The sequence below is a fragment of the Kaistia defluvii genome (assembly GCF_040548815.1).
Classification (GTDB): domain Bacteria; phylum Pseudomonadota; class Alphaproteobacteria; order Rhizobiales; family Kaistiaceae; genus Kaistia; species Kaistia defluvii_A.
In genome coordinates this window covers 2328046-2353125 of the sequence record NZ_JBEPSM010000001.1, presented here as the reverse complement: position 1 = coordinate 2353125, position 25080 = coordinate 2328046, and the positions used below count along the sequence as shown (strand labels likewise).

Here is a 25080-nt window from a genome sequence, read left to right as displayed (position 1 = left end):
CATCATCCTGAGGCGCTTCGCGCCAGCGAAGCCTCGAAGGAGGGGCCGGCGTAGCGCCGAGGCCCTCGACGAATGTCCGTGCCTCCGGCCTCATCCGGGTGATCCCTGGACCCTCCTTCGAGGCCCGGCTTTGCCGAGCACCTCAGGATGATGGGGGTGGGGTTCGAGCGGATTCAAGAAGAGAAGCGGAATTCGCCTAGGCGTCCGAGCCGGTATGTCCCTGGCCCGTGTGGCTGGCGGCGAGTTCGGCGACCGTGATCGGGCGGCCGGGCGTGCGCAGGCTCGGCCGGGAGAAATCGGTGACGGCGGCGCCCAGTTCCTCGGCTAGCACGCTCACCAGCGACAGGGTGCATTGCCGGCCCTGGCAGGGGCCCATGCCGCAACGCGTCGCCGCCTTGACCTGCCGCGTGCCGGTGGCACCTTGCGCGATCGCGGCGCGAATGCGCGAAACCGGCACTTCCTCGCAGCGGCAGAGCAGCGCCGCGCCATCGGCCTTGGCTGCCGAAAGCGTCGGCGCGTAGAGCGCGTCGACGAAGCGCCGCGCCCGCAGGCGCCTGCGCCGTTCCGCCAGCAGGGGCGCCACGGCTTCCGCATGCGCCTCGGTGGTCACGGCACCCAGTTCGCGCGCGATATCGAGCGCCGCGAGCTTGCCCGTCAGCGTCGCGAGATAGCCGCCCGAGATCGCCGCCGCATCGCCGGCAAGCCAGATGCCGGGGACCGAGGCGCGGACCTCGTCCGTCGTGGTCATCGCATAGCACTGCGTTTCGGCATTCCAGTGGCTGGCGCAGCCGAAGGAGACGGCAAGCTGGTCGTTCGGCACGACGCCGTCATGCAGCGCCACCAGGCTTGCGTCGAGCTGGTGCTCTCGGCCTTTCGAGCGAAACGCCAGGCCCTCGGCGCGGTCGATGCCGAGCACGCGCAGATCGGTAGCATGGCGGAAAACCGGAATGCGGGCGGCGCGGATGCGGGCGAGCAGCTTGATGCCGCTCATCGCCAGCGCCGGGTCACCGAGCAGCCCCGGCGCATGGCGCAGGCTGGAGAGAAAGCGACCGCGCGGCGTGGTGTCGACGATGGCCATCGGCGGCGCGCCGACTTCCAGCAGTTGCAGCGCCGTCAGCAGCAGCAGCGGGCCATTGCCGGCCAGCACGAAACGACCCGACGGCACGGCGGCGCTGCCCTTCAGCAGCGCCTGCAGCGCGCCGACGGTGACGACGCCGGGCAGCGTATGGCCGGGCAGGACGACCGGCCTTTCCATCGATCCCGTGGCGAGGATGACGGCGCCGGCCTGCAGGCGGCAGGTCTGGCCCTCGACACCGTAGACCAGCGTGTCGCCATCGCGCGCCCAGACGCTGGCACCGCGGACATGCTCTACGTCGGATTGCTGGAAAGCGGTGGCAAGTGGCTGCCCCCATGCTTCGTAGGAAACGCGTCGCGTGTGCGTGATCCCCCGCAGGATCTGGCCGCCGATCGCCGGCTGGTCGTCGAGCACGGTGACGCCGAGGCCGTGGCGGCGCGCTTCGATCGCGGCCGCCATGCCGGCCGGACCGGCGCCGATGATGGCGACATCCGTCGCCGGGTCTACGCGCGCAAATTCCGGCATATCACCATTCCGTCGCGCACTGGCGTCAGGCACGCCTGTACATTGCTTCGTCCGTCCAACTCGACCGTGCATTCGAAGCAGGCGCCCATCAGGCAGTAGGGCGCGCGCGGTTGGCCGCTTGGCGTCTGCCGCATCGGCACCAGATCGTGGCGCAGCAGGCAGGCGGCGACCGTCTCGCCCGGATGCGCGTCGAAAGGCTGGCCGTCGACGGTGACGGTCAGTCGCGCATCGGCGGGGTCAAGAAGCGAGCGCAGCATCGAAGCGCCTCGAGGAGAGGGTGACGAGTTCGGCCGGCAGCGCGTCGGCGGCGATGGCGGGGCCAACGATCTCCGCATGCGCGGCGGCCAGCGTGATGCCTGAATGGCAGGCGACGGCGAAGGCGCCGGGGCAGGTCTCGGAGCGGGCATAGATCGGCATGCCATCGGCGGGCATGACGCGGATCGCGCCCCAGCTGCGCAGTACACGCGCCGCGGCGAGGAAGGGGAATTCGCGGATGGCGCGCTGCGCGTGGCTAGCCAGGATCGGCAGCGTGGTGCCGGGTGTCACAACGTGATCCTCATGGCTGTTGCCGAACATGATGCTGCCGGCGCGAGCCTGCCGCGTCGTCGGCGTCGCGTGGGCGATCGAGGGCGGCAGCCGCTCGGTGACGACGATCTGGCCGCGCACCGGCTTCAGCGGCACGCGCATGCCTGCCGTGGCGGCCAGCGGTTGCGTGGCGAGGCCGGCGGCGACGACGACGCGTTCGGCCGGATAGCGGTTTTCCGCGCAGAAGACGGTGAGCTGCGACCCGGCCATGCCGATCGACAGCGCCTTTTCGTTGCGGAGGATCTCGACGCCGAGCCCGCGCGCCTGCACGGCCAGTGCCTGCGTCAGCAGCAGTGGGTTGGCGTGGCCATCGGCCGGGCACCAGCTGCCGCCGATCACGTCCGGCCCGACCTTCGGCAGCCGCTCGCGGATGAAGGCGGGGTCGACCATGACGACATCGTCGGGGATGCCCGGCTGGCCGGAGAGCCTGGCGACCATGTTCGCGCGCGACGTGAGTTCCTCGTCCGAGAGGCAGAGGCTGAAGCCGCCGCGGCGGTCATATTCCGGATCGATGCCGGTCGCGGCCAGCAGTTCCGCGGCGAAGGCTGGCCAGAGCGCAGCCGAGCGCCGGCTCCATTGCGCATAGGGCGGGTGGTTGGCACCCTTGCCCTGCACCCAGACGAGGCCGGCATTGCCATAGGAGGCGCGCGGCTCCTGGTCGGAGCCGTCCAGGATGACGACGGAAAGCCCGGTGCGCGCCATGCCGACCGCGAGCGAAAGCCCGACGATTCCGCCCCCGATGACGATGGCGCGTCTCACGCCGCGTCCCCCGGCTCGTGCGGCGCCTGCGGATAGACGCGCGGTTTGACGCCGGCCATCAGCCAGTCGCCCAGCGTCACGATGTCATAGACCGGCAGGCCGAGTGCGCGCGAAACCTCGGCGGCATAAGGCGGCATGTTGGTGCATTCCAGCACGATGGCGCCGATCTCCGGCGCCCGCGCCGCGAGCCTGCGGGCGGCGGCGATGACTTCGTCGCGCAGCGCGGCGTGGCCGGCGTTGCGGTTGTCGCGGATCATTCCCCAGAAGACGCCGTCGCGCGGCAGGCCCTCCGTCGGCACGGGATGATCGACGCCGACGGCGGCGAAATGGTCCGGCGTCAGCTTGGCCGCGTCCATGGTCAGCACACCGACCGTGCGCCCCTGAGGCAGCAGACGCTCGACGATCGGGATCTGTAGCAGGCTCGACGTCGCCACCGGGACGGGGAGGGCGGCGGCGAGCGCCTTCTGGTGGAGGGCGAGGAAGCCGCAGGTGGTGGAGATCGCGCTGGCGCCATGCGCCACCAGGTCGAGGCCGGCGGTGATGAAGGCGTCGAGCAGGCCCTCGGCGCGGCCGTCGATCACCCTGAGCGCATCGGCGCCGCGCACGATGCGGTACTGAACCGGATAGCTCCAGCTGTCGATGTTGCCGGCGTCGCCGGGCGCGCGCGCGAAGGCGGTGTCGAGGATCAGCAGGCCAAGGCTCGTACCGGATACCGTCGTCAGGGCCTGCTCTCCGTCACTGGAACAAACTTGGGGCCGGCGCGCCGCATAGGACCGCGTGGCCGATGCAGCAAAGGCGCCGCGGGGAAGGCGGCCGTGGGAGGCGGCCGCCTTCCGGCCCTGGGAGGTCGTTACTCGGCAGCGATCCGGGTTGCGGCGTTGAGGCCGTACTGGTCGAGCAGGCCGAGCGTGCGCATGATCTCGACGCCCTTGTCGAGCGCCGGGCCCTTGAGGCCGGTGAGCGGGCGACGCAGGTCACCGGCCGGCAGGCCGACCGCCTTCATCAGCGACTTCACCGCGACCGGGTTGATGGCCGAATAGGTGTAGTGCAGCAGCGGCAGCAGGCGCATGTAGCTCTCGCGGAAGGCGAAGCCGTCCGTGTCGGTCGTCCACGGCTTGGACAAGGCCGCCATTTCGGCCGGGGCGAGATTGCCGGTCATGTTGGCGGTGCCGTGGCCGCCGAGCGCCATGGTCGGCACGACGAGGCCGAGATTGGGCGAGTCGCAGCACATGATGGCGACGTCCGGGTTGCCGGCGATCACCTGCGCCACCTGGCCGACGCGGCCGGTCGATTCCTTGTGAACCACGAAGTTCGGATGCTGGAACAGCCGCAGCAGCGCCTCGTGGCCGAGATCGGTCTTCACGCGCGGCGGGTTGTTGTAGATGCCCATCGGCAGCTCGGTCGACTCAGCGATATCGAGGAAATACTGCTCGATGTCGGCTTCCGAGGCGCAGATATAGGCGGGGGCCGCGAGGATCGCGCCATCGGCGCCTTCGCCCTTGGCAAAGCGCACGAGGTCGATCGAGGTCTTGGTGTCGCCGCCGGTGCAGCCATAGAACAGCTTCATCCCGCCGGTCTTCATCTTGGCGGTCTTCGAGATGATCTCGCGGCGCTCTTCCATGCTGAGCATCGAGATCTCGCCGGTCGAGCCGAGGATAAGAACGGCCGCGGTGCCGTTGTCTTCCTGGAACTTCAGCAGATCCTGGAACGCCTTGAAGTCGACCGTTCCGTCCGCGTTGAACGGGGTGATCAGGGCGACGAAGGATCCTTCAATACGCATCTTGCTCATTGTGTCTGTCTCCGAAAGCCATTCGCGGCCGTCTCGCCCGGGAGGCGCGCCACCCATCCAAGAAACCTCGTTTCAGGCATCTCGGTCTTCGGATTGAAACATGCATTTGAAATGACTGTTCGTCAACGAGCTTCGCACCGGCTGTGACGCCATTGGCGTGTAGGATTTGCTCGCGATCGGGCTCATGAGAGACGTTTCTTGCTGGCCAGGCAGTACAGCTCGCGGAGCGCGGCAAGGCCGATCCCCGGCGTGGGCACAAAAAAATGCCGCCGCTCCTGTGAGCGGCGGCATTCGGGGTCCGAGAGGGACGGTTAGCGACGGACGGCGACGGTATCCTCGTCGCGACGGCTGCCGGCATAAGCGGCGGCGACCGAGGCGATGAAGGCGCCGACCAGCATGGCGACAACCGACAGCAGCGAGGTCGTCAGGGCTGCCTTGCGGGCCGTGTCGGCCGCTTCCTTGGCTTTGTCCTTGACGGACTGGATCTGGGCCAGCACGTCATTGACGCGCTTTTCCGCATCCGCCTGGGGCATGCCGGTCCGGCTGGAAACCAGCTGGGCCAGATAGGCCTTGTCGCCGGGCGGGAATTCACCCGCGGTGGCGTCCTGCAGCAGGATACGGGTGACTTCGCCACGAACGGCGGCGTCATCGCCCTGAACCGGAGCGGCAGCGCCAGTCTGGGTTGCCGGGCGGAACATCAGGTCGATGAAATAGCCGCTCGGATCGCCGACATTGCTGGTCGACGAGGTAGCACCCTGCGCAGCGCCCTGGGCCGCACCGGAAACCAGCGCCGTCGTGGACTGCACGCCCTGGGACACAACCGAACCAATCGCGGAAGAAAGCAGGCCGACCACGATGATCGTCGCGACGCACCAGGCGATGAAGCCATGGACGGTGTCGCGGAAGAACACCTCGTCGGTGTGGATGCCAACCCACTTGGTGCGGAGGCGGCCGGTGATGTAGCCGCCGAAGCCGGAGGCAACCCACTGCGTGATCAGCAGCCAGATCACGGTGGAGACCGCAACGGTGGTTGCCGAGGCGCCTTCACCTGCCCACGGAGACACCGCGGCCAGTCCAAGGCCCGAGCCCAGCAGGGCCATGACGAGAGTGACCGTGATCGCTGCTGCGGCGCCGGCGAAAATAGCACTCCATGACACGGCAGATTGCGACGACTCCGGTGCCGGAGACGGCGATTCTACTTCGATGATGGCCATCTTTTCACCCTATCTGAAGAACAGAGCGAGAAGAATGATGATCGGAATTGGCACACCGAGCAGCCAAAGCAAGATACCGCGACCCATAACAGCCTCCTAGTTGAAATTATCGGCAGTTCAACGGGGAGGGCACTGTTTGGTTCCCGCACTCTCAACATTGTGTTGCGGCGGTTGGTCGGCAATAGCATCCGGATGAATTCGGCGCCGCTGTGGATAAGCTCCAGGGGAATGGAACCATCCGGTATCGTTCGAATTGAACGGTCACTCTACCAATAAGGATGGATCAACATGACGAAGACCCTCACCGCCCTGGCCATTTTCGCGGCTCTCACGGTTCCTGCCATGGCGCAGGATTCGAAGCCCGCGCCGCAGGAGACGGTCGGTGTCGCAACGCTGGATCCGGCTACGATCGCCACGGGCTGGCGTGCGTCCAAGATCATCGGATCGACGGTCGAGAACGAGAATGGCGACAATATCGGTTCGGTCGATGACCTGATCCTGACCGCCAACCAGCAGGTGCCCTATGCCGTGCTTTCGGTCGGCGGCTTCCTCGGCATCGGCTCCAAGCTCGTCGCCGTTCCCTACATGGATCTCGACACGACCCAGAAGGGCAAGACGATTCTCCGCGCTGCGACCAAGGAGAGCCTGACCGCCGCTCCAGAATTCAAATACGCAGAATGACGGTTCCGCCTCGCGTCGTCTGAACTGCACGGATCGGGAAAGTCTCGCCAGGATTGGCGGGGCTTTTTCGCTTTGTGATGGCCGTTGTCCTCTCGGAGCCTTTTCCTTCGATGCGCATTTACCATCTTCCGCAACAGGCGCGATGCCGCTTGATTTGTGGATCGGTTCAACGACCTATAGATGAGACAGTGACGGACTCCGGGAGGGCAGATTGGGTCCTGCATTGGGCGATATGATCAACGAACCGTCGCATGGCGAAGCAGAACTGACCGATCTTGACCGGATGACGCGTAGTTTCGGCCAGATTCGGGACTTCGTGGACGTGCTCCCCGCAGCTATTTATACGGTCGATTCCCAAGGCCGGATCACCTCGTTCAACGAGGCGGCCGTAGAATTATGGGGGCGCCGTCCTGTCCTGCATGCGGAAAAATGGAGCGGCGCCTGGCGCCTTCAGAAGCCAGACGGCTCGCCATTGCCGCACGAGGCCTGTCCCATGGCTGTGGCGCTGTCGGAGGGCCGCCCCCTGCGCGGCGCCGAGGCGGTGGCCGAGCGACCAGATGGCACGCGCGTGCATTTTTCGGCCTATCCCACCCCGCTGCGGGATCCGAACGGCGCGATCGTCGGCGGCGTCAACATGCTGGTCGATATCACGGAGCGCAAAAGTTCGAACCTGTCGGCCGCCGTTCTATCGGCGATCGTCGAATCCTCGCATGACGCCATTGTCAGCAAGGACCTGAACGGCATCGTCGTCAGCTGGAATGCAGGCGCCAAAAGCCTGTTCGGCTACACGGCGGCGGAGATGATCGGCAAGCCGATCGCGCTGCTGATCCCGCCCGATCGGCAGGATGAGGAGCCCGCCATCCTCCGGCGCATCCGCAATGGCGAGCGGGTGGACCATTTCGAGACGGTGCGCCGGCGCAAGGATGGCAGCCTGGTCGAGATCTCGCTGACGATTTCTCCCGTGCGGGACCGCAGCGGCCGCATCATCGGCGCCTCCAAGATTGCGCGCGACATCTCCGATCGGCGCCAGGCGGAGCAGCAGCAGCGCCTGATCGTCCGCGAGATGAGCCACCGCATCAAGAATCTGTTCGCCATTGCCGGCTCGATCGTGTCGATGAGCGCGCGCGCCGCCACGACGCCGGCCGAACTGGCGAAATCCGTCCGCGAGCGGCTCGACGCGCTGACGCGGGCGCATGAGCTGACCCGTCCGGGGCTGATCGACGACATCGACACGGGCGGCGGGGAACAGAACCTGCGCGACTTGATCCAGGCGATCCTGCTGCCCTATCGGGGCGATAACGAAAGCACGCCGCGCCTGGTGCTCGCCGGTCCGGATATCGTCGTCAACGGTTCCGCGGTGGCCAGCCTAGCGCTCGTGTTCAACGAATTCGCCACCAATGCCGCCAAATATGGCGCGCTATCGGCGGCGGAGGGGCGGGTGGAGGTAAGCTGGGCCGTTCATGACGGCATGCTGGCCGTCGACTGGCGGGAGTTCGGCGGCCCGAAGATCGCACATCGGCCGCAGCGCCAGGGCTTTGGCAGCACGCTCGCCAACCGGGTCGTGGTCGGTCAACTGGCCGGCTCGCTGGAATATGCCTGGGATCTGGACGGCTTGGCGATCCATCTCGCCATCGCGCGCGATCAGCTCGGCTGAAACACGGCGTGGGGTGTTTTTAGCCCGTCATGTCCCATAGCGCCTTCGAAACCCGGCCCATGTCATAGGGCTTGGCGAAGAAGGCGCTGTCGGTCGGCAGGATGTCGGAGGTCGGCGACTGGTGGCCCGAGACCAGGACCAGCTTTACCGGCGGCCAGCGCTCGCGCACGGCATGCGCCAGGCGGATCCCATCCATCGAGCCGGGCATGTCGATGTCCGTGAACAGGATGGTTATCTCCGGATGCGCCTCAAGCATCTTGATCGCCTGGTCGGCATTTGCCGCTTCAATGACCTTGAAGCCGGCTTCCACCAGATCGTCCGCTGCTGCCATGCGAACAAGACCTTCATCCTCGACGACGAGAATGACGGGTGGTCCATTGGAGATGCTCATCACAATAGGGTACCCAACCTTGGCAACACCCGGACACTGGCGACCGGGCCGAATATCTCAGCAGGCGCGACGATAGTTTGCGTCATGCTTGCGTTGCTATGAACCGTCCAACGGAGTTAGCTCCGATTTCGTTCCGGCAAGTCACGTCTTGGCGTCACAATATCACCAGGAGGTTAAGAGGACGCTTCCAGGAACGACCTTGGGAACCAACTTGTCCCGCGGAAGCTTTAGCCTAGCCGGGGTGAATGTCTCGCCTACGGTCTCGCGGAGACCACTCATGTTCCATACCTGGCTCAATCTCAATATGCTGGCGTTCGAATCGCAGCAGGTGATTTTCCTGCGCCTCATGACGCTCGCAGCGGGCGGACGGGATGCCCAGCGCGAAGCCGAGCTGATGCTGCGCGAAAAGGTTCTCGCCGCGTCGCAGTCCTCGGTGCGGATGGCCGGCGGTGCTTCGCTCGACAGCGTGGTGCAGACCTATCGCAAGACCGTGCGCGCCAACGCCCGTCGCCTGTCGCGCTAATCGGGCCTGCCGCCGCTGCCGGCGGGGACAATCAATCCCTTGTTAACCATAGTTTAAGGCGCTTCGCGTCACCTATCGTCGGTAATCCCGATGGCTCTGCAAGGCCTTGGGGCCTATGGCAGGTGTCGGGGCGGCAATATGGTTGGGCGGCGAGATTTCAGTTCCGGTCGGCGCGAGGCAGACCGCTTCGTCGCATCCCGGCCGGTCGCGCCGCGCCGTTCCGGGCCGTGGCGCACTCTCTCTTGGGCCTTCGCTCCCCTTTGGTTGGGCTTGTTGCTGCCGATGACGGCGCAGGCGGTCTCCGATCGCGAGTTCAACGGCACCGAGTCGGCCGGGTCGGAACAGATCACCGCGAATGACGGCGATACCGTCCGCTTCAACGACACCAGCACCGCCGACCAGGCCAACATCATCAACAATTCCGGCGGCTCGACCTATTTCTACGATGCCAGCACCGCCGCGAACGCCATCCTGACCAATAACGGTACGGGCAGCCTGTCTTTCGGAGAGACCAGCACGGCCGGCAATTCGACCATCGTCAACAACGGCGGCGGTTCGCTTGGTTTCAGCGGCACGGCGACCGCCGGCACCGCCAAGGTCACCAACAATGGCACCACGCTGTTCAGCGGCTCGTCGACGGCCGGCGGCGGCACCTTCGTCACCAATGCCAGCGGCACGCTCACCTTCGCCGACACCAGCACGGCGGGCACCTCGAAGCTGACCGTCAATGGCAAGATGGAATTCACCGACGCTGCCACCGCCGGTACGGCCGAGATCACCAACAACACTACCGGCGTCGTCGATTTCCTCGACGCCAGCACCCTGGCCGGCGCCTCGCTCAACAATAGCGGCATCGTCAATTTCGCCGGCACCAGCAGCGCCGGCATCGCGACGCTCACCAACAACGCCACCGGCGCTATCGTCTTCTCCGAGCAGGCCTCGCTCGGCGCCGTGGCGCTGCTGTCGAACAGCGGCCAGGTAACGTTCAAGGGCAGCAGCACGGCGGCGACCGGCTTCGTCGCCAACAATGCCGGCGGCTCCATCCTGTTCACCGAAACGAGCACGGCCGGCTCGGCCCGCATCGGCAATAGCGGCTCGGTCGCCTTTTCCGGCTCCAGCTCGGCCGGCTCGTCCGATTTGATCAACAATATGGGCTCGGCGGTCGCCTTTTCCGGCAACAGCACGGCGGCCCAATCGACCATCAACAATGCCGGCCGCGTCGATTTCTCCGGCTCGAGTTCGGCCGGCGCGGCCAAGATCACCACGGGCGGCGGCGGGCTCACCACCTTTGCCGGCAACGCGACGGGCGGCACCGCCTATCTGATCGCCGACGAGAACGCGACGGTCGATTTCTCGCAGGTCACCAGCGGCATCGCCGTCGGCACCATCGAGGGCGCCGGCACCTTCCGCCTCGGCGGCAAGGTGCTGACCGTCGGCAGCGGCAATCTCTCGACCACGGTCGATGGCACCATCGAGGATGGCGGCATTGGCGGCGGCGCTGGCGGTTCGCTGGTCAAGGTCGGCACCGGCACGCTCAGCCTTGGCGGCGTCAGCCTCTATACCGGCCGCACCGACGTTGAGGCCGGCACGCTGCAGGCGGCGAAGAATGGCGCGCTGGCGGAAAAGTCCGCCTTCACCATCGCCGCCGGCGCGGCGCTGGATCTCGCCGGCTTCAAGGCGACGATCGGCTCGCTGGCCGGCGCCGGCGCGGTCACCCTGAACGCCGCGACCAGCGCGCTCTCGGTCGGCGGCGACGGCACCTCGACGGTGTTTTCCGGCATGATCTCGGGTGAGGGCGGGCTGAACAAGTTCGGCGCCGGCACCTTGGCGCTGACCGCCGATAATAGCTACCAGGGCACTACGACGATCACCGGCGGCACGCTGCAGGTCGATGGCGGCATCGCCGATTCCTCCGTCGTGGTCGGGGCGAACGGTACTTTATCCGGCATCGGCACGGTGGGAGCGACCACGGTCGCCGGCATCCTTTCCGGCGGCAATGCCGCGTCTCCAGCCGGCACCCTCACGATCCGGGGCGACCTGGCGCTGCAAGCGACCGCAACCTTGCGCACCACCGTCACGGCCAATGGCATGAGCCGGGTCTCGGTCGAAGGCGACGTCGATATCGATGGCAGCACACTGAAGCTGGCGGTCTCGGCCGTGCCGCTGCAGGTCGGCACCTCCTACACGATCCTTTCCGCCACCGGCACGATCACCGGCACCTTCGGCAATACGCTTTCCGACTACGCCTTCCTGGACCCGACGCTCGATCAGACGACGCAGATGATCAGCCTGACGCTGGATCGCAACGACACGACCTTCGCCTCGGTCGGCGCGACGCCGAACCAGAGGGCGACGGGCGGGGCCGTGGAGCAGCTCGGCGCCGGCAATGCGGTATATGACGCGGTGCTGCCGCTCGAAGTGGCGACGGCGCGCGCCGCCTTCGACAACCTCTCCGGCGAGATCCATGCGACCGCGCTCGGCACCTTGCAGGCGCAGAGCGAGCAGACGCGGACGACGCTGTTGAACCGGATGCGCAATTCCGGCTGGGTCGAGGGCTATACGCCGTGGCTCACCGGCTATGGCGCGCAGTCCAACTTCGACGGCGACGGCAATGCCGCCGGCGGGTCGCGCAATTCGGCCGGCGTCATGGCCGGTATCGACCGCACCACGGAGGACGTCCGCGTCGGCCTCGCCGTCGGCATGGACAAGGGCCAGATCTCGCTCGACGACCGCGACAGCTCCGCCGACCTGCAATCCTTCATCCTGGCCGGCTACGGCCAGTGGAACTACGAGGCGCTGCGCGTGCGCGGCGGCGTCGCCATGGCGCTGCACGAGCTCGACGTCGAGCGGCAGATCCACGTCTCCACGCTCAGCGGCACGGCCAAGAGCAGCTATGGCGGCTGGACCGGGCAGGCCTTCGCCGAGCTCGGCTATGTCCTGCGCTTCGGCGCCAGCGAGGTCGAGCCGATGGCAGGCTTCGCCTGCGGCCGCACCGATCTCGACGGCTTCACCGAGGATGGCGCCGGCGCCGCCAATCTCACCTCGGCGGGCGGCGCGCTCTCAGGCTGCGCCACCACGCTCGGCCTTCGGGCTAGCCATCGGTTCGATCTCGATAACGGCCTCTGGATCAAGCCGCGCGTCGCAGTCGCCTGGACGCATTCCTTCTCGGACGAGACGCCGACGCTCGGCATGGCCTTTGCCGGCAGCGACACGTTCCAGATCGCCGGCATCGGGCCCAGCCGCGATGCGGCGACCGTGGATGCCGGTCTCGATTTCGGCCTGGTCTATGGCGCCAGCGGCTTCGTCAACTATGCCGGCCGCTTCGCCGCCGGCGAGGACAGCCATGCCGTGCAGCTCGGCGTCCACATCGCTTACTGACGCCGGTTGCATAAACCGGTTCGGCCACGTCGAAAACGTGCAGCCGCCGCTTGACGCGTATGACGTTCCGATACAATCCTCACATTCAGTCGGTCTGGATGTGAGGATTGGTTGTGAAGTTCGTACGCATCATCGCCTTGGCAGCCGCCATCGCCGCTCCCTCCCTTGCCCAGGCGCATTTCCAGGAAATCCTGCCCTCGACCGATAATTTCGGCGCCGAGGACAAGGCGCTGGACCTCAACCTCGTCTTCACCCATCCGATGGATCGCGGCCCGACCATGGACATGGCGAGGCCCGTGCGCTTCGGCGTCGTGACGTCCGAGGGGGAGACGGATCTGCTGGGAACGCTGGTCGAGGCGCCGCGCGACGGCAAGATGGCCTGGAAGACCAGCTACAAGCCGGCCAAGCCCGGCGCCTACACCTTCTTCGTCGAGCCGAAGCCCTATTGGGAGCCGGCCGAGGGCAAGTCGATCATCCATTACGCCAAGGTCGTGGTCGACGCGTTCGGCTGGGGTTCGGACTGGGACCGGCCGGTCGGCCTTCCCGTCGAGATCGAGCCGCTGGCGCGCCCAAACGGCCTTTGGACCGGCAATGTGTTCAGCGGCGTGGTGCGCCGCAACGGCGAGCCGGTGCCGTTCGCCGAAGTCGAGGTCGAGTGGGTCAATGACGGCTCCGTCACGCCGCCGGCCGATGCCTACGTCACCCAGGTGGTGAAGGCGGACGGGCAGGGCGTGTTCCACTACGCCATGCCGCGCGCCGGCTGGTGGGGTTTCGCCGCCCTGGTCGATGCCGATTATCAGCTGCCGGATCCGGAAGGCCAGCCCAAGCCGGTCGAGCTTGGCGGTCTGATCTGGGTCCAGGCCCGGGACATGAAATAGCGCCCTGTGCGGGGAGGCCTGCTTTCGCCTCTCCCCCCAGGGAGAGGTGAAGTAAGCGAGGGACCAGGACGTTATGGCTCACATTCCGGATGGCGTCTTGTCGGTCCCCGTCCTGGCGGGCGGCGGCGTCGTCACCGCCGCGGCCCTGGCCTATGCGCTGAAGAAGCTCGACGAGGACAGCCTGCCGCGCGTCGCCGTTCTGGCGGCGCTGTTCTTCGTCGCGAGCCTGATCAGCGTCGCCGTCGGGCCGACCAGCGTCCATCTGCTGCTGTCCGGGCTGATGGGGCTGATCATCGGCTGGGCCGCCGTGCCGGCCGTCTTCGTCGGGCTGGTGCTGCAGACGGTCTTCTTCGGCTTCGGCGGCGTCACGACGCTGGGCGTCAACACGATGGATATCGCGCTGCCTGGCGTGCTCTGGGCGATGCTGTTCGCGCCTCTGCTCGTCCATGCCACGCCGCGCCGCGCCGCATGGGTGGGCGCCGTCGTCGCGGCGCTCTCGGTCGCGACCACTGCCGTCCTGGTGGCGCTGGTGCTGACGCTGAGCGATTCCAGCTACACGCTCTCGGCGCGGATCGTGCTCCTCTCCTATGGCCCGCTGCTGGTCGGCGAGGCGGTCATCACCGCCTTTGCCTGCGGCTTCCTGGCTCGCGTCAGTCCGGACATGCTCGGCGCGCGCGCCCTGCGGCGGGGAGGCAAGATTGCCGCGTCGTCCTGATCGCTTCCGCCTGCTGCTGCTGGCGACGGCGGCGCTTCTCGTCGCCGCCAGTCCCGCCTCGGCGCACCGACTCAAGGTGTTCGCCTCGGCGATCGGGTCGAGCATCGAGGGCGAGGCCTATTTTGTCGGCAGCGGACCGGCCGCCGGCGTCGACGTCACCCTGCGCGACACGGCGGACAAGGTGCTGCAATCGGGCAAGACGGGGCCGGATGGCAAATTCGCGTTGAAGGCGACGGGAACTGGCGACATCACCGTCACGGTCGACGCGGAAGACGGTCATGTCGCGCGCTTCACCGTCGCGGCCTCCGAGCTGGATTCGAACCCGCCCGCGGCCGTGCCACCTGCCTCTGCCGCGCTGGCAGGCGATGCCAAGCCTGTCGACGCCGCGATGCCTGCCGCCGCCGCGCCGGCCGTGTCGATGGCTGATCTCGAGAACGCTGTGGCGCGCAAGGTCGCGCCGCTCGCCGCCCAGATCGACGCGCTGCAATCCGCCCTGCGGATCCAGGACATCATCGGCGGCATCGGCTACATCGTCGGCATTTTCGGGCTGGTCGCCTTCCTGAAGTCGCGCCGTCCTGCGAAAGATCGCCAGTCATGAGCGGCAAGGCGAGCGCCGCGGCCATCTTCGCGGAAAACCGCGATGCAGGTCCGCTCGCCGCCATCGATCCGCGCGTCCGCCTGGCGGCTGCAATCACCTTCCTTGCGCTGCTGGCGGTGTTGCATACGGCGCCCGCTCTCATCGCCGCCTTGTTGGCGGCGCTGGCCGCCGCGTTCTTCGCCCGGCTGCCGTTCCGCGCGACGCTCCGCCGGCTGACGGCGGTCGAGGGCTTCCTGCTGTTCCTGCTGCTAACCCTGCCGCTCACCATGCCCGGCCATGCGCTTTTCAGCCTCTTCGGCCTTCCGGTTTCGGAAGAGGGCGTGCGCCGCGCCATCGTCATCATCGTCCGCGTCAATGCCGGCGTGCTGATGGCGGCCGCGCTGCTCTCGACCATGGGCACGATGCGGCTCGCCGGCGCGATGAGCGGCATCGGCGTGCCCCCGCGCATCGCCCATCTGTTCCAGCTCACCGTGCGCTATGTCGGCGTCTTTCACGAGGAATATGCCCGGTTGCGGCGGGCCATGCGGGCGCGGGGCTTTCGCGCCGGCAGCAACCGCCATAGCTGGCGCAGCCTCGGCCATCTGCTCGGCATGTTGGTGCTGCGCAGCGCCGAGCGGGCCGAGCGCGTCGCCTGGGCGATGCGAGCGCGCGGCTTTTCCGGCCAGTTTCGCGCCTTCGCGCAGCGCCGGCTGGAGCGCGCCGATCGTCTCTTCATCCTCATCTGGCCGGTGCTGCTGATTGCGCTGGCCTGGCTGGAGTTCGGCTGAATGAACGCGCTGCCCCCGCCGCTGATCCGCCTTTCCGGCATCGTCGCCGGCTATGCCGCCGCCAAACCCGTGCTCGACGGCGTCGATCTCGTGCTCAATCCCGGCGAGCGCATGGTGCTGCTCGGCGCCAATGGCGCGGGCAAGAGCACGCTGCTGCATGTCATCACTGGCTTCATCCCGGCCAGCGCCGGCACGGTCGAGGCCTTTGGCGCGGTGCGGCGCTCCGAGGCGGACTTCCGCAGCGTGCGCGTGCGCGCCGGCCTCGTGTTCCAGGACGCCGACGACCAGCTCTTCTGCCCGACCGTGATCGAGGACGTCGCCTTCGGGCCGCTCAATCTCGGGCAATCGCGCGAGGAGGCCTATGAGACGGCGCGGGCGACGCTGCGCTCGCTCGAACTCGGCCATCTCGCCGACCGGGTCACGCACCGGCTGTCAGGCGGTGAAAAGCGGCTGGTCTCGATCGCCGCCGTGCTCGCCATGCAGCCGGAAGTGCTGCTGCTGGACGAGCCGACGGTGGGGCTCGATCCCGATGCCTATGCCCGGCTCAGCGACATTCTCGAAGCGCTGCCGCAGGCGATGATCATCGTGGCGCATGACGCGCATTTCATGGCCCGCTTCGCCACCTGCGCGCTGCTTTTGAAGGATGGGCGCGGCCATCGCGGCAGCGTCCACCAGCATCCGCACCACCACAGCCATGCCCATGTGCATTTCGAGCATGATGTCGAGGGATCGCTGCCGGTCGGCCTCGGCGCGCATCCCCTCTGAGCGTCGCGGCGCGGATGGCTCTACGTCCGCTCCCTGTGCGCTGCGTCTCAGTCTGAGGCGCTCAGAGAGGTTTTAATTTCCGTGACGCCTCTGCCATGATACGGGCGAGCCTGCCGTGCGAGGTCACGGGGGATCAGGCGACGGAATCACACGATGAGCGCATCGAACGCGACCCTGCAGGAGGCGACGCCCGAGCTCTCCAATGATGGCCTGCTCGGCATCGTCGCCCTTGTCGCCGTCCTATTTGTGGTGTTCGGCCTTGTCGTCTCGCCGCCGGGCGACATCGTGCCCGGCCTCGTCAAGATCCTGCTCGCCCGCGATACGCTGATCACCGACTATATCGGCGTCGGCGGCATGGGCGCCGCCTTCGTCAACGCCGGCCTGCTGACGCTGGTTTCCGCCGGAATCTACCGCCTCGCCGGCGCGAAGATCGGCGGCGCCTCGATCGCCTGCCTGATGCTGGTGCTGGGCTTCGGCCTGTTCGGCAAGAACCTGCTCAACATCTGGCCGATCATCGGCGGGGTCTATCTCTATTCGCTCTACAAGCAGGAGGATTTCGCGGCCCATATCAACACGGCCTTCTTCGGCTGTGCGCTGGCGCCGGTGTTCTCCGAGATCCTGTTCTCGACCGCCATTCCGATGTCGATCGGCCTGCCGCTCGGGCTGGCGACGGGGCTGCTGATGGGCTTCATGCTGCCGCCCGCCGCCGCGCAGCTGTTCAAAGCCCATATGGGCTTCAGCCTCTACAATATGGGGTTCACCGCCGGCATCGTCGGTACGCTGGTCGTCGCTATCTACAAGTCCTACGGCTTCGTGCCCGACCCGGTCTTCATCTGGACCACCGGCAACAACTGGCTGCTCGGCTCGTTCCTGACCGTGCTGTTTCTCGGCCTGATCGCGGGCGGCCTCTATGTCGACCGCGCGTCGCTTGGAAAGATGAAGGAGATCCTGGCGCTCTCCGGCCAGTCGCCGAGCGATTTCGTGGCGCTGGTCGGCATCGGCCCGACGCTCGTCAACATGGGCCTCACCGGCGCGATCGGCATGGTCTACGTGCTGCTGGTCGGCGGCGACCTGAACGGCCCGGTGATCGGCGCGATCTTCACGATGGTCGGCTTCGCCGCCTACGGCAAGCATCCCAAGAACGTGTTGCCGATCATGGTCGGCGTCTTCATCGGTTCGCTGGCCAAGCCCTGGAGCGCGTCGGACCCGTCGATCGTGCTGGCGGCGCTGTTCGGCACGACGCTGGCGCCGATCGCCGGCCGCTTCGGCTGGTATTGGGGCATCGTCGCCGGCTTCGTGCATTCCTCCGCCGCGCAGGCGGTCGGCGTGCTGCATGGCGGGCTCAATCTCTACAATAACGGCTTCGCCGCCGGCATCGTCGCCTCCGTGCTGGCACCGGTGATCACGGCGATCCAGTGGCGCAAGGCCGACAAGCCGGAAGAGAAGCTCTAGTCATGGCTGTGCCCGGGATCCTCCCCATGAGCGTGATCGTGACGATGCCCATGGCCATGGTCGTGGCCGTCGTCGTGATGGTGATGGCGGTGCGTGTGGCCCTGTTCCGGCTCGGCATGTTCGACCGGCATGATGTGGAGGGCACCATGGCGCACGCCGCGCTGGCTGATCACGCTGTCGGCGAAGGCCTGCAGCTTCGACACCGTGCCGCGCAGGATCGAGACCTCGAGGCAATTGTCATGGTCCATATGGACATGGGTGGTCGAGATCGACATGTCGGAATGGTGATGGTGGTTGGTGGTCAGCCGGCTCGCCAGCGCACGGGTCTCGTGGTTGTAGACGTAGGTCAGCGTCGCATGGCAGATCTCGTCCGCGCCGGCGGCCTCGGTCGCCGCCGCCTGGGCGCGCGAGAACTCCGAGCGGATGATGTCGCGCAGCGCTTCCGACCGGCTCTGATAGCCCTTGCTCTGGCAAAGTGCGTCGATGCCTTCCAGCAGGTCGTCGTCGATCGTCACCGTCACGCGCTGCATGGCCGCTTCTCCCTAAATATTTGTCATGGTTAGCATAAAATGAATGGCGCGCCGTCTCCAGCATCTCGCTGCGAATTGCATGCGACATCGCCGCAATCTAGAGTCTGCTGGGTCGCTCGGGGGTGAATGACATGGATCAAAACAGTCGGAAATCCATCGCGCCGCAGGGCATGCTCAGCCTCTGGCTGGTGCTGTTCGTCGTCTGGATGGTGGCCAATTCCACGCTGGCCGTCGAGGTCGCCATTTTGGGCGCGGTCATCACCCTGGCGCTGGCCTATGTCTTCACCTCGAGCAGCGACGCCTGGCGCCGGATCCGCTGGACGCCGGCCGGCTTCTATCACTTCCTCGCCTATAGCGGCACCTTCCTGGTCGAGCTGGTCAAGGCCAACATTGCCATGATGCGGGTGGTCTACGCCCCGCGCATCGATATCCATCCCGGGGTGGTCAGGATCCGCACGAAGTTGAAATCGCCGATCGGCCGGCTGGCGCTTGCCAACACCATCGCGCTGACGCCCGGGTCGCTCGTCCTCGATATCAAGGGCGAGACCTTGTACATCCACTGGCTCGACGTCCAGACGACCGATCTCGACAAGGCGACCGAAGCGCTCGCCGGCCCGTTCGAGACGCATCTGGAGAAAGTCTTTGGCTGAGTTCATCATCCAGATCGCCGCGATCCTGATCTTCCTCGCCATCCTGTGTGGCGTCATACGGCTCGTCATCGGCAGGACGCTGGTCGACCGCATCGTCGCCATCGACATGCTCACCGTCATCTCGATCTCGCTGATCGCCCTCTATGCGCATGTCTCCGGCCGCTTCGTCTATATCGACGTGGCTCTGGTCTATGGCCTGCTCAGCTTCCTGGCGGTGCTGGCGATCGCGCGTTTCCTGGAAAAGGGGCTCTAGCGTGCTCGAGTTCCTGCTCCTCCTGGTCTGCGCCAGCATCCTCGTCAGCGGCATCCTCGCCGTCTGCCTGAAGGATGTGCTGCCCGCCATGGTGGCGTCCGGCTTGGCCAGCCTGTTCGCGGCAGTGTCGTTCCTGCTGCTGGCTGCGCCCGATGTGGCGATGGCGGAAGCGGCGATCGGCTCCGGCCTAGCCACCTTCATCTTCCTCTACGCCATCCGCAAAACCGGCAACGGAAAGGGCTGAGTATGATCGAGCTGATCGGCAGCCTGTTGATCCTGGCCGGCGCCATCTTCCTGTTTTCGGCCGGCGTCGGCATCCTGCGCATGCCCGACACCTTCACCCGCATCCAGTCCGGCACCAAGGCGACGACGCTCGGCAACATGCTGGTGCTGGCCGGGCTCGCCTTCCACCACCCCGGCTGGACCTTCAAGCTGATCCTCGCGATCTACTTCGTGCTGATGACCAACCCGATCTCGTCGCACGCGCTGTCGCGCGCCGCCTACCGCATCCGCACGCCGATGACCCCGACCACCGGCGTCGACATGCTGGCCGAGGACGAGGCCGGCGAGAGCGGGGCGAGGCCGCCATCTGGCAGCGCCGGACGGAGGAAGCGCTCATGATGCGCCACATCCTCGTCGCGGCTATCGTCGTGCTGTTCGGGTTGATCTTCGCGCGCATGGTCGGCGGCTATGTCGAACTGGACGCGCTGCGGCCGCTGGCGCTCGATTATGTCACCCGCGCGCCGGTCGAGCTCGGCACGCCCAACATCATCACCGGCATCCTGATCACCTATCGCGGCTTCGACACGCTGGGCGAGGTCGCGGTTCTGTTCATGGTGGCGGCGAGCGTCGGCCTGCTGCTGAAGAAGGATGACGGCAAGGCGTCCGTCGCCAAGGTTTCCAGCGACAAGGCCGCTGGCGAGAAGACGCCGGCGGCGAAGCCGGTGCTCGCCAGGACGGAGGCGGCAAGGGCCGCCGCCGCACGGGCAGCGGCGGCGAAGGCCAATGCCAGCGCCCGCGCCGCGACAGCCGGCACCGTGGCCGTAAAGACCGCCCGGGCGGCGGAGCCGGCGGAAGACGATGAGGCGCCGCAGCGGGAGCCGAGCGAGATCGTCCGCACCGGCACGGAAGTCCTGCTGCCGCTGATCTTCACCTTCGGCGCCTATGTCATCGTGAACGGCCATCTCTCGGCCGGCGGCGGCTTCCAGGGCGGCGCCATCGTCGCGTCCGGCGTTATGCTGATGCTGTTGGCGCGACCGGGCGCGACGCTCAACGTCGCGCTGCTCTCGATCGTCGAATCCTTCGCCGGCGTCTTCTATGTCGGCCTCGGGATTCTGGGCCTGGTGCTGGCCGGGGGCTTCCTCGATCCGCGCTTCCTGCCCAAGGGCGAGTTCGGCGCCTTCATCAGCGCCGGCGCCATCCCGCTCATCTCCGCGCTGCTCGGCATCAAGGTCGGCGCCGAGCTCAGCGTCATCATCGACCGCTTCAGAAGCTGAGCCGGGGAAACGGGACATGACGACAGGCCTACCGGTTTCCACCATCCTGCTGATCACGGGCTTCGGGCTCGCGCTGATCGGCATCTGGGGCATGCTGACCCACCGCAATATCCTGCGCATCATCATCGGCTTCGCCGTGATGGATACCGGGCTGCACCTTGTCATGGTCGCGACGGGCTACATTACCGCCGGCACGGCGCCGATCCTCGACGCTGCCTTGAGCCAGGCCGATGCGCCGCACCGCGCCATCGACCCGATCCCCTCGGCGCTGGTGGTCACGGCGATCGTCATCGGCCTTTCGGTGACCGCCGTCATGCTCGCCTACGCCATCCGCCTCTACGCCGCCAAGAAGACGCTCTCCATCGACGCGTTCACGGAGTCGAAATGGTAGACGCGCTTTTCCATCCGCTGAACATCTTCCTGTTCGGCCTTGGCGGCGGCTTCGTCATTCCGCTGCTCTACCGGCTCGGCAAGCCGTGGCTGCATGCCGGCTTCTTCGTCGCACTGATCGGCGTCGTCGCGGTCAGCGGCGTCTCGTTCGCCGGTCTGTTGCAGGGCGGACCGACGATCGAGGTTCTGACGGGTGTCGGCCTGCCGCCCATGTCGATCAATCTGCGCTTCGGCCTCTGGGAAGGCTTCTTCACCTTCGGCGTCAATCTCGTGGCGCTGCTCGGTGCGCTGCATCTCTGGGATCGGCTCAAGGGCAATTACGGCGCGCTGCTGCTCTATCTCATCCTGGTGATGGGCATAGACGGCATGGTCATGACCCGCGATTTGTTCAATCTCTTCGTCTTCCTGGAGATTGTCTCGATCGCTACCTATGGCCTGCTCGGGCTGGAGCGCCACGCGGCCGCCATGTCGGCGGCGTTCAAATACATCATGGCGACGGTCATCGCCTCGACGCTGTTCCTGCTTGGCTCGGTGCTGCTCTATTACGTCACCGGCACGCTCAACATCGACGCGCTGATCGAACATCGCGCCGAGATCACCGGGCCGATTGGTACCGCGGCGCTCATCATGGTGCTCGCCTGCCTCGTCATCGAGCTGAAACCGTTCCCGGCCAATGGCTGGGGCCTCGATGTCTACGAGACGGCGCCAAGCGGCATCGCCGCGATGGTCTCTGTCGGCGTTTCGGCCGGCGTTTTCTTCGCGCTGATGAAGCTGCTGCCGCTGTTCCCGGACCAGCTCGGCATCATCGCCATCTCCGGCGGCATCAGCTTCCTGTTCTCCAACCTGATCGGCTGCACGCAGACCAAGGTGCAGCGGATGCTCGGCTATTCGTCGATCAGCCAGATGGGCCTGATGATGCTGGCCCTGGCGCTCCTGACGGAGATCGGCGCCACGGCCTCGATCCCGCTCGTCGTCGGCGGCCTGTTCGTCAACCACCTGCTCGCCAAGGCCGGCCTGTTCTGGCTTGCCGGCGTCTTGCGCCAGGATGATGTCGACGCCCGCACCAGCCTTTCCGGCCGGCCGCTTCTGCTTGGCCTGCTGGCGCTGTTCATGGTGGCGATCGCCGGACTGCCGCCATTCCCCGGCTTCTGGGCCAAGTGGGAGCTGGTGATGCAACTGACCAGCGCCGGCAAGCTGCCCTGGATCGCCGTGATCCTGACCGGCTCGCTGCTTGAAGCCGCCTACATGTTCCATTGGTTCGTCCGCGCCATGCGCCCGTCCGATGCGCGGGCCGAAGCGAGGCCGGACCTCGTCGCGCTGCTGCCGATCTTCGGCATCGCGCTGTTGCTCGTCGTCGCCGGCTATACCGCTGCCCGACTGTCCGGCGCGGCATCGCTTTGGATCTTCGCGCCGCTTGCCGTCGGCGTCGTGCTCTATGCGCTCGATCGGCTGCCCGGCCGGTTGAAGGCCGTGCTGATGCTGATCGCCGTGGCGCTGGTCGGCTTCTGGCTGGCCGAAAGCGCGACCGGAATCGCCCGGCTTTTTGCCGTGCTGCTGCTCGGCGGCAGCCTCGTCATCGCCGCCGCCAGCCTCTATCGCGAGGATCCGCGCCCCGGCTATTTCCCGATGCTGGCGGTGCTGCTGCTCTCGATCCCGGCGCTGCTGCGCTCCTCGACCAGCCTCGAATTCTTCTTCAGCTGGGAAATCGTCACGCTCGCCTCCTGCTTCCTGATCGCCAAGGGCAGGGGAGCGGGGCCGCATGTGCTGACCTTCCTGCTGTTCTCGCTGCTCTCGGCCTTCTTCCTGCTGGCGGGCTTTGCCGGTATCGCCTCGGTGAGCGGCACCACCAGCCTTTCGGCGCTGTTGACCGCCGGCCCCGACGCCACCACGGCGCTGGTGCTGCTCGGCATCGGCTTCCTGATCAAGGCGGGCGCCATCGGCGTGCATGTCTGGCTGCCGGGCGCCTATGCGGAGGCGGATGATGATTTCACCGCCATGCTCTCGGCCGTGGTCAGCAAGGTGGCGATCTTCGGCTTGTTGACCGGCACCTATCTGGCGATCCGCTCGCAAGCGGCGCTCGAACTCGCGCATGGCATGGCGTGGATCGGCATGCTGACGACGATCGCCGGCGCGGTGATGGCCCTGCGCCAGACCGACTTCAAGCGCCTGCTCGCCTATTCGAGCATGAGCCAACTCGGTTACATCGTCACGGCGATTGCGCTGATGAGCCATCTCGGCTGGGTCACCGCGCTCTATCTCGTCGCCAACCACATGATGGTGAAGGGCATATTGTTCCTCGCCATCGCCGGCATCATTCTTCGCACCGGCACGCGGTCGTTCGGCGAGACGGGCGGTCTGGCGCGCGCCATGCCCATCACCTTCATCCTGTTCGTGGTCGCCATCATTTCGATGTCCGGCCTGCCGCCGCTGATGGGCTTCGGCGGTAAGTGGCTGCTGCTTTCGGCCATGACCGACAAGGGCTGGAACTTCCTCGCCGCGGCCGGCCTCTTCGCCACCTTCCTCGGCTTCCTCTACATGATCCGCCTCGTCGCCGGCCTGTTCCTGGGCAAGCGCCAGCGCGGGCAGGAGAGCGTGCGCGAACTTCCGCTCGCGCTGCTGGTGCCGCAGGCGCTGCTGGTCGTCGGCATCCTGGTGCTGTCGCTCTATCCGAAGCTGCTGATGGACCCCGTCTCGGCGGCGATCGACCCGCAATTCGCCTCGACGCTGGTCTGGGAGGGCATGTCGCTCTACACGATCTACGGCTACTGGAACCCGACGCCGGTGATGCTGATCGCCGTCGCGGTGGCGGCCGTGCTCGGCGTCATCGCCTGGGCCGTCTATCGCAGCGGCGTCGGTCGCACGGGCAATCTGGCGCGTTTCTACGCCTATTATCGCCGCGGGATCGAGGTGGCCGTGCCGCCGGTCGCCACCCTGTTCTGGCAGGGCGTCACCGATTTCACGCTCGCCACCGCCGCCACCTTCCGCCAGGTCTATACCGGCAACGGGCAGACCTATGCGATGGTGGTGCTGTTCTATTTCCTCGCGCTCTATCTCGCGAGCACCGGCCCCGCCGGCTTTTGGATTGCAGGCTGAGATGAGCATGACCACGCCCCTCGACGAGACGATCCCGCTGCACCTGCTGCGGCTGGTCAGCCCCAGCCTGCCGGTTGGCGCCTTCTCCTATTCGCGCGGCCTCGAATATGCCGCCGAGGCCGGCTGGGTGCATGACGAGCCTTCCGCGAGGATCTGGATCCACGGCACATTGGAAAATTCCTTCGCCGTGCTCGACGGCGCGCTGTTCTGGCGGATGAGCGAGGCGCTGGCGCGCGACGACGCGGAGGCCTTCCTCCATGCGGATGCCTGGCTTTCCGCCGGGCGCGAGAGCCGCGAATTGCAGCTCGAGGACCGCCGAATGGGCGAGGCGCTGCTTCGCCTGCTCGCCGATCTCGAGGTGCCGCAGGCGCAGCTCTATCTCGGCCGGCCCTTGACCTATCCGGCCGCCTTCGCCATCGCCGCGCATCACTGGAACGTCTCGCCGGCGGCGGCGCTGAAGGGGCTGATGTGGACGATCGCCGAGGGCCAGGTCGCGGCGCTCTTGCGCCTGGTCAAGCTCGGCCACACCGCCGGCCAGCGTATTCTCATCGACGCGGTGCCGGTGATCGAGCGGGCCGTGGCGACGGCCCGCAGCCTCGAAGACGACGAGATCGGCAACGTCTCGGTCGCGATGGCCATGGCCAGCGCCTGGCACGAAACGCAGTATTCGCGGCTGTTTAGGTCTTAGAACTGGGGCTGGTTGCCCAGATCGTTAAACCTTCCGGTCCGATCGATTGGCCCCGCCATCACCCTGAGGTGCTTCGCAGGAGCGAAGCCTCGAAGGAGGATCCAGCGAGCCACTCCGGTTCGCAGACGAGGGGAACTCCGCCCGGATCCAGATGAGGAATGTTCACTGGACCCTCCTTCGAGGCCCGGCTTCGCCGGGCACCTCAGGATGATGGTCGAGGGTTGGAGCACG

General features: G+C 66.7%; 26 protein-coding genes. 18 read left to right on the top strand and 8 right to left on the bottom strand.

Annotated features, from left to right (window positions below):
* Positions 1 to 196: 196 nt before the first annotated feature.
* From ABIE08_RS11065 to ABIE08_RS11040, 6 genes are all read right to left on the bottom strand, one after another.
* Positions 197 to 1600: an FAD-dependent oxidoreductase gene (locus ABIE08_RS11065; RefSeq protein ID WP_354550955.1), complete on the bottom strand. Its 1404-nt coding sequence runs from the start codon at positions 1598 to 1600 to the stop codon at positions 197 to 199.
* Entirely contained in the window at positions 1579 to 1857 is a 279-nt protein-coding gene (locus ABIE08_RS11060; RefSeq protein WP_354550954.1) for a (2Fe-2S)-binding protein, read from the bottom strand. Before ABIE08_RS11060 ends, ABIE08_RS11065 begins: the two co-directional genes overlap by 22 nt.
* Positions 1838 to 2944, bottom strand: coding sequence for an NAD(P)/FAD-dependent oxidoreductase (locus ABIE08_RS11055; RefSeq protein ID WP_354550952.1), 1107 nt, complete (start codon positions 2942 to 2944; stop codon positions 1838 to 1840). The genes ABIE08_RS11060 and ABIE08_RS11055 overlap by 20 nt, the downstream gene beginning before the upstream one ends.
* Positions 2941 to 3666 (bottom strand): aspartate/glutamate racemase family protein, encoded by a 726-nt coding sequence (locus ABIE08_RS11050; RefSeq protein WP_354551665.1) that lies wholly within the window; start codon positions 3664 to 3666, stop codon positions 2941 to 2943. The genes ABIE08_RS11055 and ABIE08_RS11050 overlap by 4 nt, the downstream gene beginning before the upstream one ends.
* 128 nt (positions 3667 to 3794) lie before the next feature.
* Positions 3795 to 4733 carry a 4-hydroxy-tetrahydrodipicolinate synthase family protein gene (locus tag ABIE08_RS11045; protein ID WP_354550951.1) on the bottom strand — a complete coding sequence of 313 codons (939 nt, stop codon included), beginning with the start codon at positions 4731 to 4733 and terminating at the stop codon, positions 3795 to 3797.
* 311 nt (positions 4734 to 5044) lie between these two features.
* Positions 5045 to 5947 carry a hypothetical protein gene (locus ABIE08_RS11040; RefSeq protein ID WP_354550950.1) on the bottom strand — a complete coding sequence of 301 codons (903 nt, stop codon included), beginning with the start codon at positions 5945 to 5947 and terminating at the stop codon, positions 5045 to 5047.
* A 288-nt stretch (positions 5948 to 6235) separates the two neighbouring features.
* Here ABIE08_RS11040 and ABIE08_RS11035 point away from each other — a divergent pair, with 288 nt between their 5' ends.
* Positions 6236 to 6628 (top strand): PRC-barrel domain-containing protein, encoded by a 393-nt coding sequence (locus tag ABIE08_RS11035; RefSeq protein ID WP_354550949.1) that lies wholly within the window; start codon positions 6236 to 6238, stop codon positions 6626 to 6628.
* 232 nt (positions 6629 to 6860) lie between these two features.
* Positions 6861 to 8282, top strand: a complete 1422-nt coding sequence (locus ABIE08_RS11030) for a PAS domain S-box protein (protein WP_354550947.1) — start codon at positions 6861 to 6863, stop codon at positions 8280 to 8282.
* 19 nt (positions 8283 to 8301) lie between these two features.
* On the opposite strand, the gene ABIE08_RS11025 is transcribed toward ABIE08_RS11030, so the two are convergent.
* Positions 8302 to 8673 (bottom strand): response regulator, encoded by a 372-nt coding sequence (locus tag ABIE08_RS11025; protein ID WP_354550946.1) that lies wholly within the window; start codon positions 8671 to 8673, stop codon positions 8302 to 8304.
* 277 nt (positions 8674 to 8950) lie between these two features.
* Between ABIE08_RS11025 and ABIE08_RS11020 the strand changes: the two genes are divergently transcribed.
* The 8 genes from ABIE08_RS11020 to ABIE08_RS10985 all read left to right on the top strand — a co-directional run bounded on the left by ABIE08_RS11020 (position 8951) and on the right by ABIE08_RS10985 (position 17749).
* Positions 8951 to 9196 (top strand): hypothetical protein, encoded by a 246-nt coding sequence (locus ABIE08_RS11020; protein ID WP_354550945.1) that lies wholly within the window; start codon positions 8951 to 8953, stop codon positions 9194 to 9196.
* Between the two features lie 282 nt (positions 9197 to 9478).
* Positions 9479 to 12574, top strand: a complete 3096-nt coding sequence (locus ABIE08_RS11015; RefSeq protein ID WP_354551663.1) for an autotransporter outer membrane beta-barrel domain-containing protein — start codon at positions 9479 to 9481, stop codon at positions 12572 to 12574.
* 113 nt (positions 12575 to 12687) lie between these two features.
* Positions 12688 to 13452 (top strand): DUF4198 domain-containing protein, encoded by a 765-nt coding sequence (locus ABIE08_RS11010; protein ID WP_354550944.1) that lies wholly within the window; start codon positions 12688 to 12690, stop codon positions 13450 to 13452.
* Positions 13453 to 13525: 73 nt separating this feature from the next.
* Entirely contained in the window at positions 13526 to 14167 is a 642-nt protein-coding gene (gene cbiM / locus ABIE08_RS11005) for a cobalt transporter CbiM (protein WP_354550942.1), read from the top strand.
* The gene (locus ABIE08_RS11000; protein WP_354550941.1) at positions 14151 to 14765 is read left to right on the top strand and encodes a hypothetical protein; all 615 of its coding nucleotides are present in this window, start codon (positions 14151 to 14153) and stop codon (positions 14763 to 14765) included. The genes cbiM and ABIE08_RS11000 overlap by 17 nt, the downstream gene beginning before the upstream one ends.
* Positions 14762 to 15532 carry a cobalt ECF transporter T component CbiQ gene (cbiQ, locus tag ABIE08_RS10995; protein ID WP_354550940.1) on the top strand — a complete coding sequence of 257 codons (771 nt, stop codon included), beginning with the start codon at positions 14762 to 14764 and terminating at the stop codon, positions 15530 to 15532. Before ABIE08_RS11000 ends, cbiQ begins: the two co-directional genes overlap by 4 nt.
* Entirely contained in the window at positions 15533 to 16297 is a 765-nt protein-coding gene (locus tag ABIE08_RS10990) for an energy-coupling factor ABC transporter ATP-binding protein (RefSeq protein WP_354550939.1), read from the top strand.
* Positions 16298 to 16450: 153 nt separating this feature from the next.
* Positions 16451 to 17749 (top strand): DUF1576 domain-containing protein, encoded by a 1299-nt coding sequence (locus ABIE08_RS10985; RefSeq protein ID WP_354550937.1) that lies wholly within the window; start codon positions 16451 to 16453, stop codon positions 17747 to 17749.
* Here the strand turns inward: ABIE08_RS10985 and nikR are convergent.
* Positions 17746 to 18279, bottom strand: a complete 534-nt coding sequence (gene nikR, locus ABIE08_RS10980) for a nickel-responsive transcriptional regulator NikR (protein WP_396309084.1) — start codon at positions 18277 to 18279, stop codon at positions 17746 to 17748. The genes ABIE08_RS10985 and nikR overlap by 4 nt on opposite strands.
* Before the next feature lie 131 nt (positions 18280 to 18410).
* On the opposite strand from nikR, the gene ABIE08_RS10975 reads away from it, so the two are divergent.
* From ABIE08_RS10975 to ABIE08_RS10940, 8 genes are read left to right on the top strand one after another with little or no spacing between them, the layout of a single operon-like run.
* On the top strand, positions 18411 to 18929 hold the full coding sequence (locus ABIE08_RS10975; RefSeq protein ID WP_354550936.1) for a Na+/H+ antiporter subunit E: 519 nt from the start codon (positions 18411 to 18413) through the stop codon (positions 18927 to 18929).
* The gene (locus tag ABIE08_RS10970) at positions 18922 to 19182 is read left to right on the top strand and encodes a monovalent cation/H+ antiporter complex subunit F (protein WP_266329985.1); all 261 of its coding nucleotides are present in this window, start codon (positions 18922 to 18924) and stop codon (positions 19180 to 19182) included. The genes ABIE08_RS10975 and ABIE08_RS10970 overlap by 8 nt, the downstream gene beginning before the upstream one ends.
* Before the next feature lies 1 nt (position 19183).
* Positions 19184 to 19426 (top strand): hydrogenase subunit MbhD domain-containing protein, encoded by a 243-nt coding sequence (locus tag ABIE08_RS10965; protein WP_354550935.1) that lies wholly within the window; start codon positions 19184 to 19186, stop codon positions 19424 to 19426.
* Between the two features lie 2 nt (positions 19427 to 19428).
* Positions 19429 to 19803, top strand: coding sequence for a monovalent cation/H(+) antiporter subunit G (mnhG, locus tag ABIE08_RS10960; RefSeq protein WP_354550933.1), 375 nt, complete (start codon positions 19429 to 19431; stop codon positions 19801 to 19803).
* The gene (gene mbhE / locus ABIE08_RS10955) at positions 19800 to 20678 is read left to right on the top strand and encodes a hydrogen gas-evolving membrane-bound hydrogenase subunit E (protein WP_354550932.1); all 879 of its coding nucleotides are present in this window, start codon (positions 19800 to 19802) and stop codon (positions 20676 to 20678) included. The genes mnhG and mbhE overlap by 4 nt, the downstream gene beginning before the upstream one ends.
* Before the next feature lie 16 nt (positions 20679 to 20694).
* Positions 20695 to 21069 (top strand): sodium:proton antiporter, encoded by a 375-nt coding sequence (locus ABIE08_RS10950; protein WP_354550931.1) that lies wholly within the window; start codon positions 20695 to 20697, stop codon positions 21067 to 21069.
* Positions 21063 to 24161 (top strand): complex I subunit 5 family protein, encoded by a 3099-nt coding sequence (locus tag ABIE08_RS10945; RefSeq protein ID WP_354550929.1) that lies wholly within the window; start codon positions 21063 to 21065, stop codon positions 24159 to 24161. Before ABIE08_RS10950 ends, ABIE08_RS10945 begins: the two co-directional genes overlap by 7 nt.
* A gap of 7 nt (positions 24162 to 24168) precedes the next feature.
* Positions 24169 to 24849 (top strand): urease accessory protein UreF, encoded by a 681-nt coding sequence (locus ABIE08_RS10940; protein ID WP_354550928.1) that lies wholly within the window; start codon positions 24169 to 24171, stop codon positions 24847 to 24849.
* Positions 24850 to 25080: the final 231 nt, after the last annotated feature.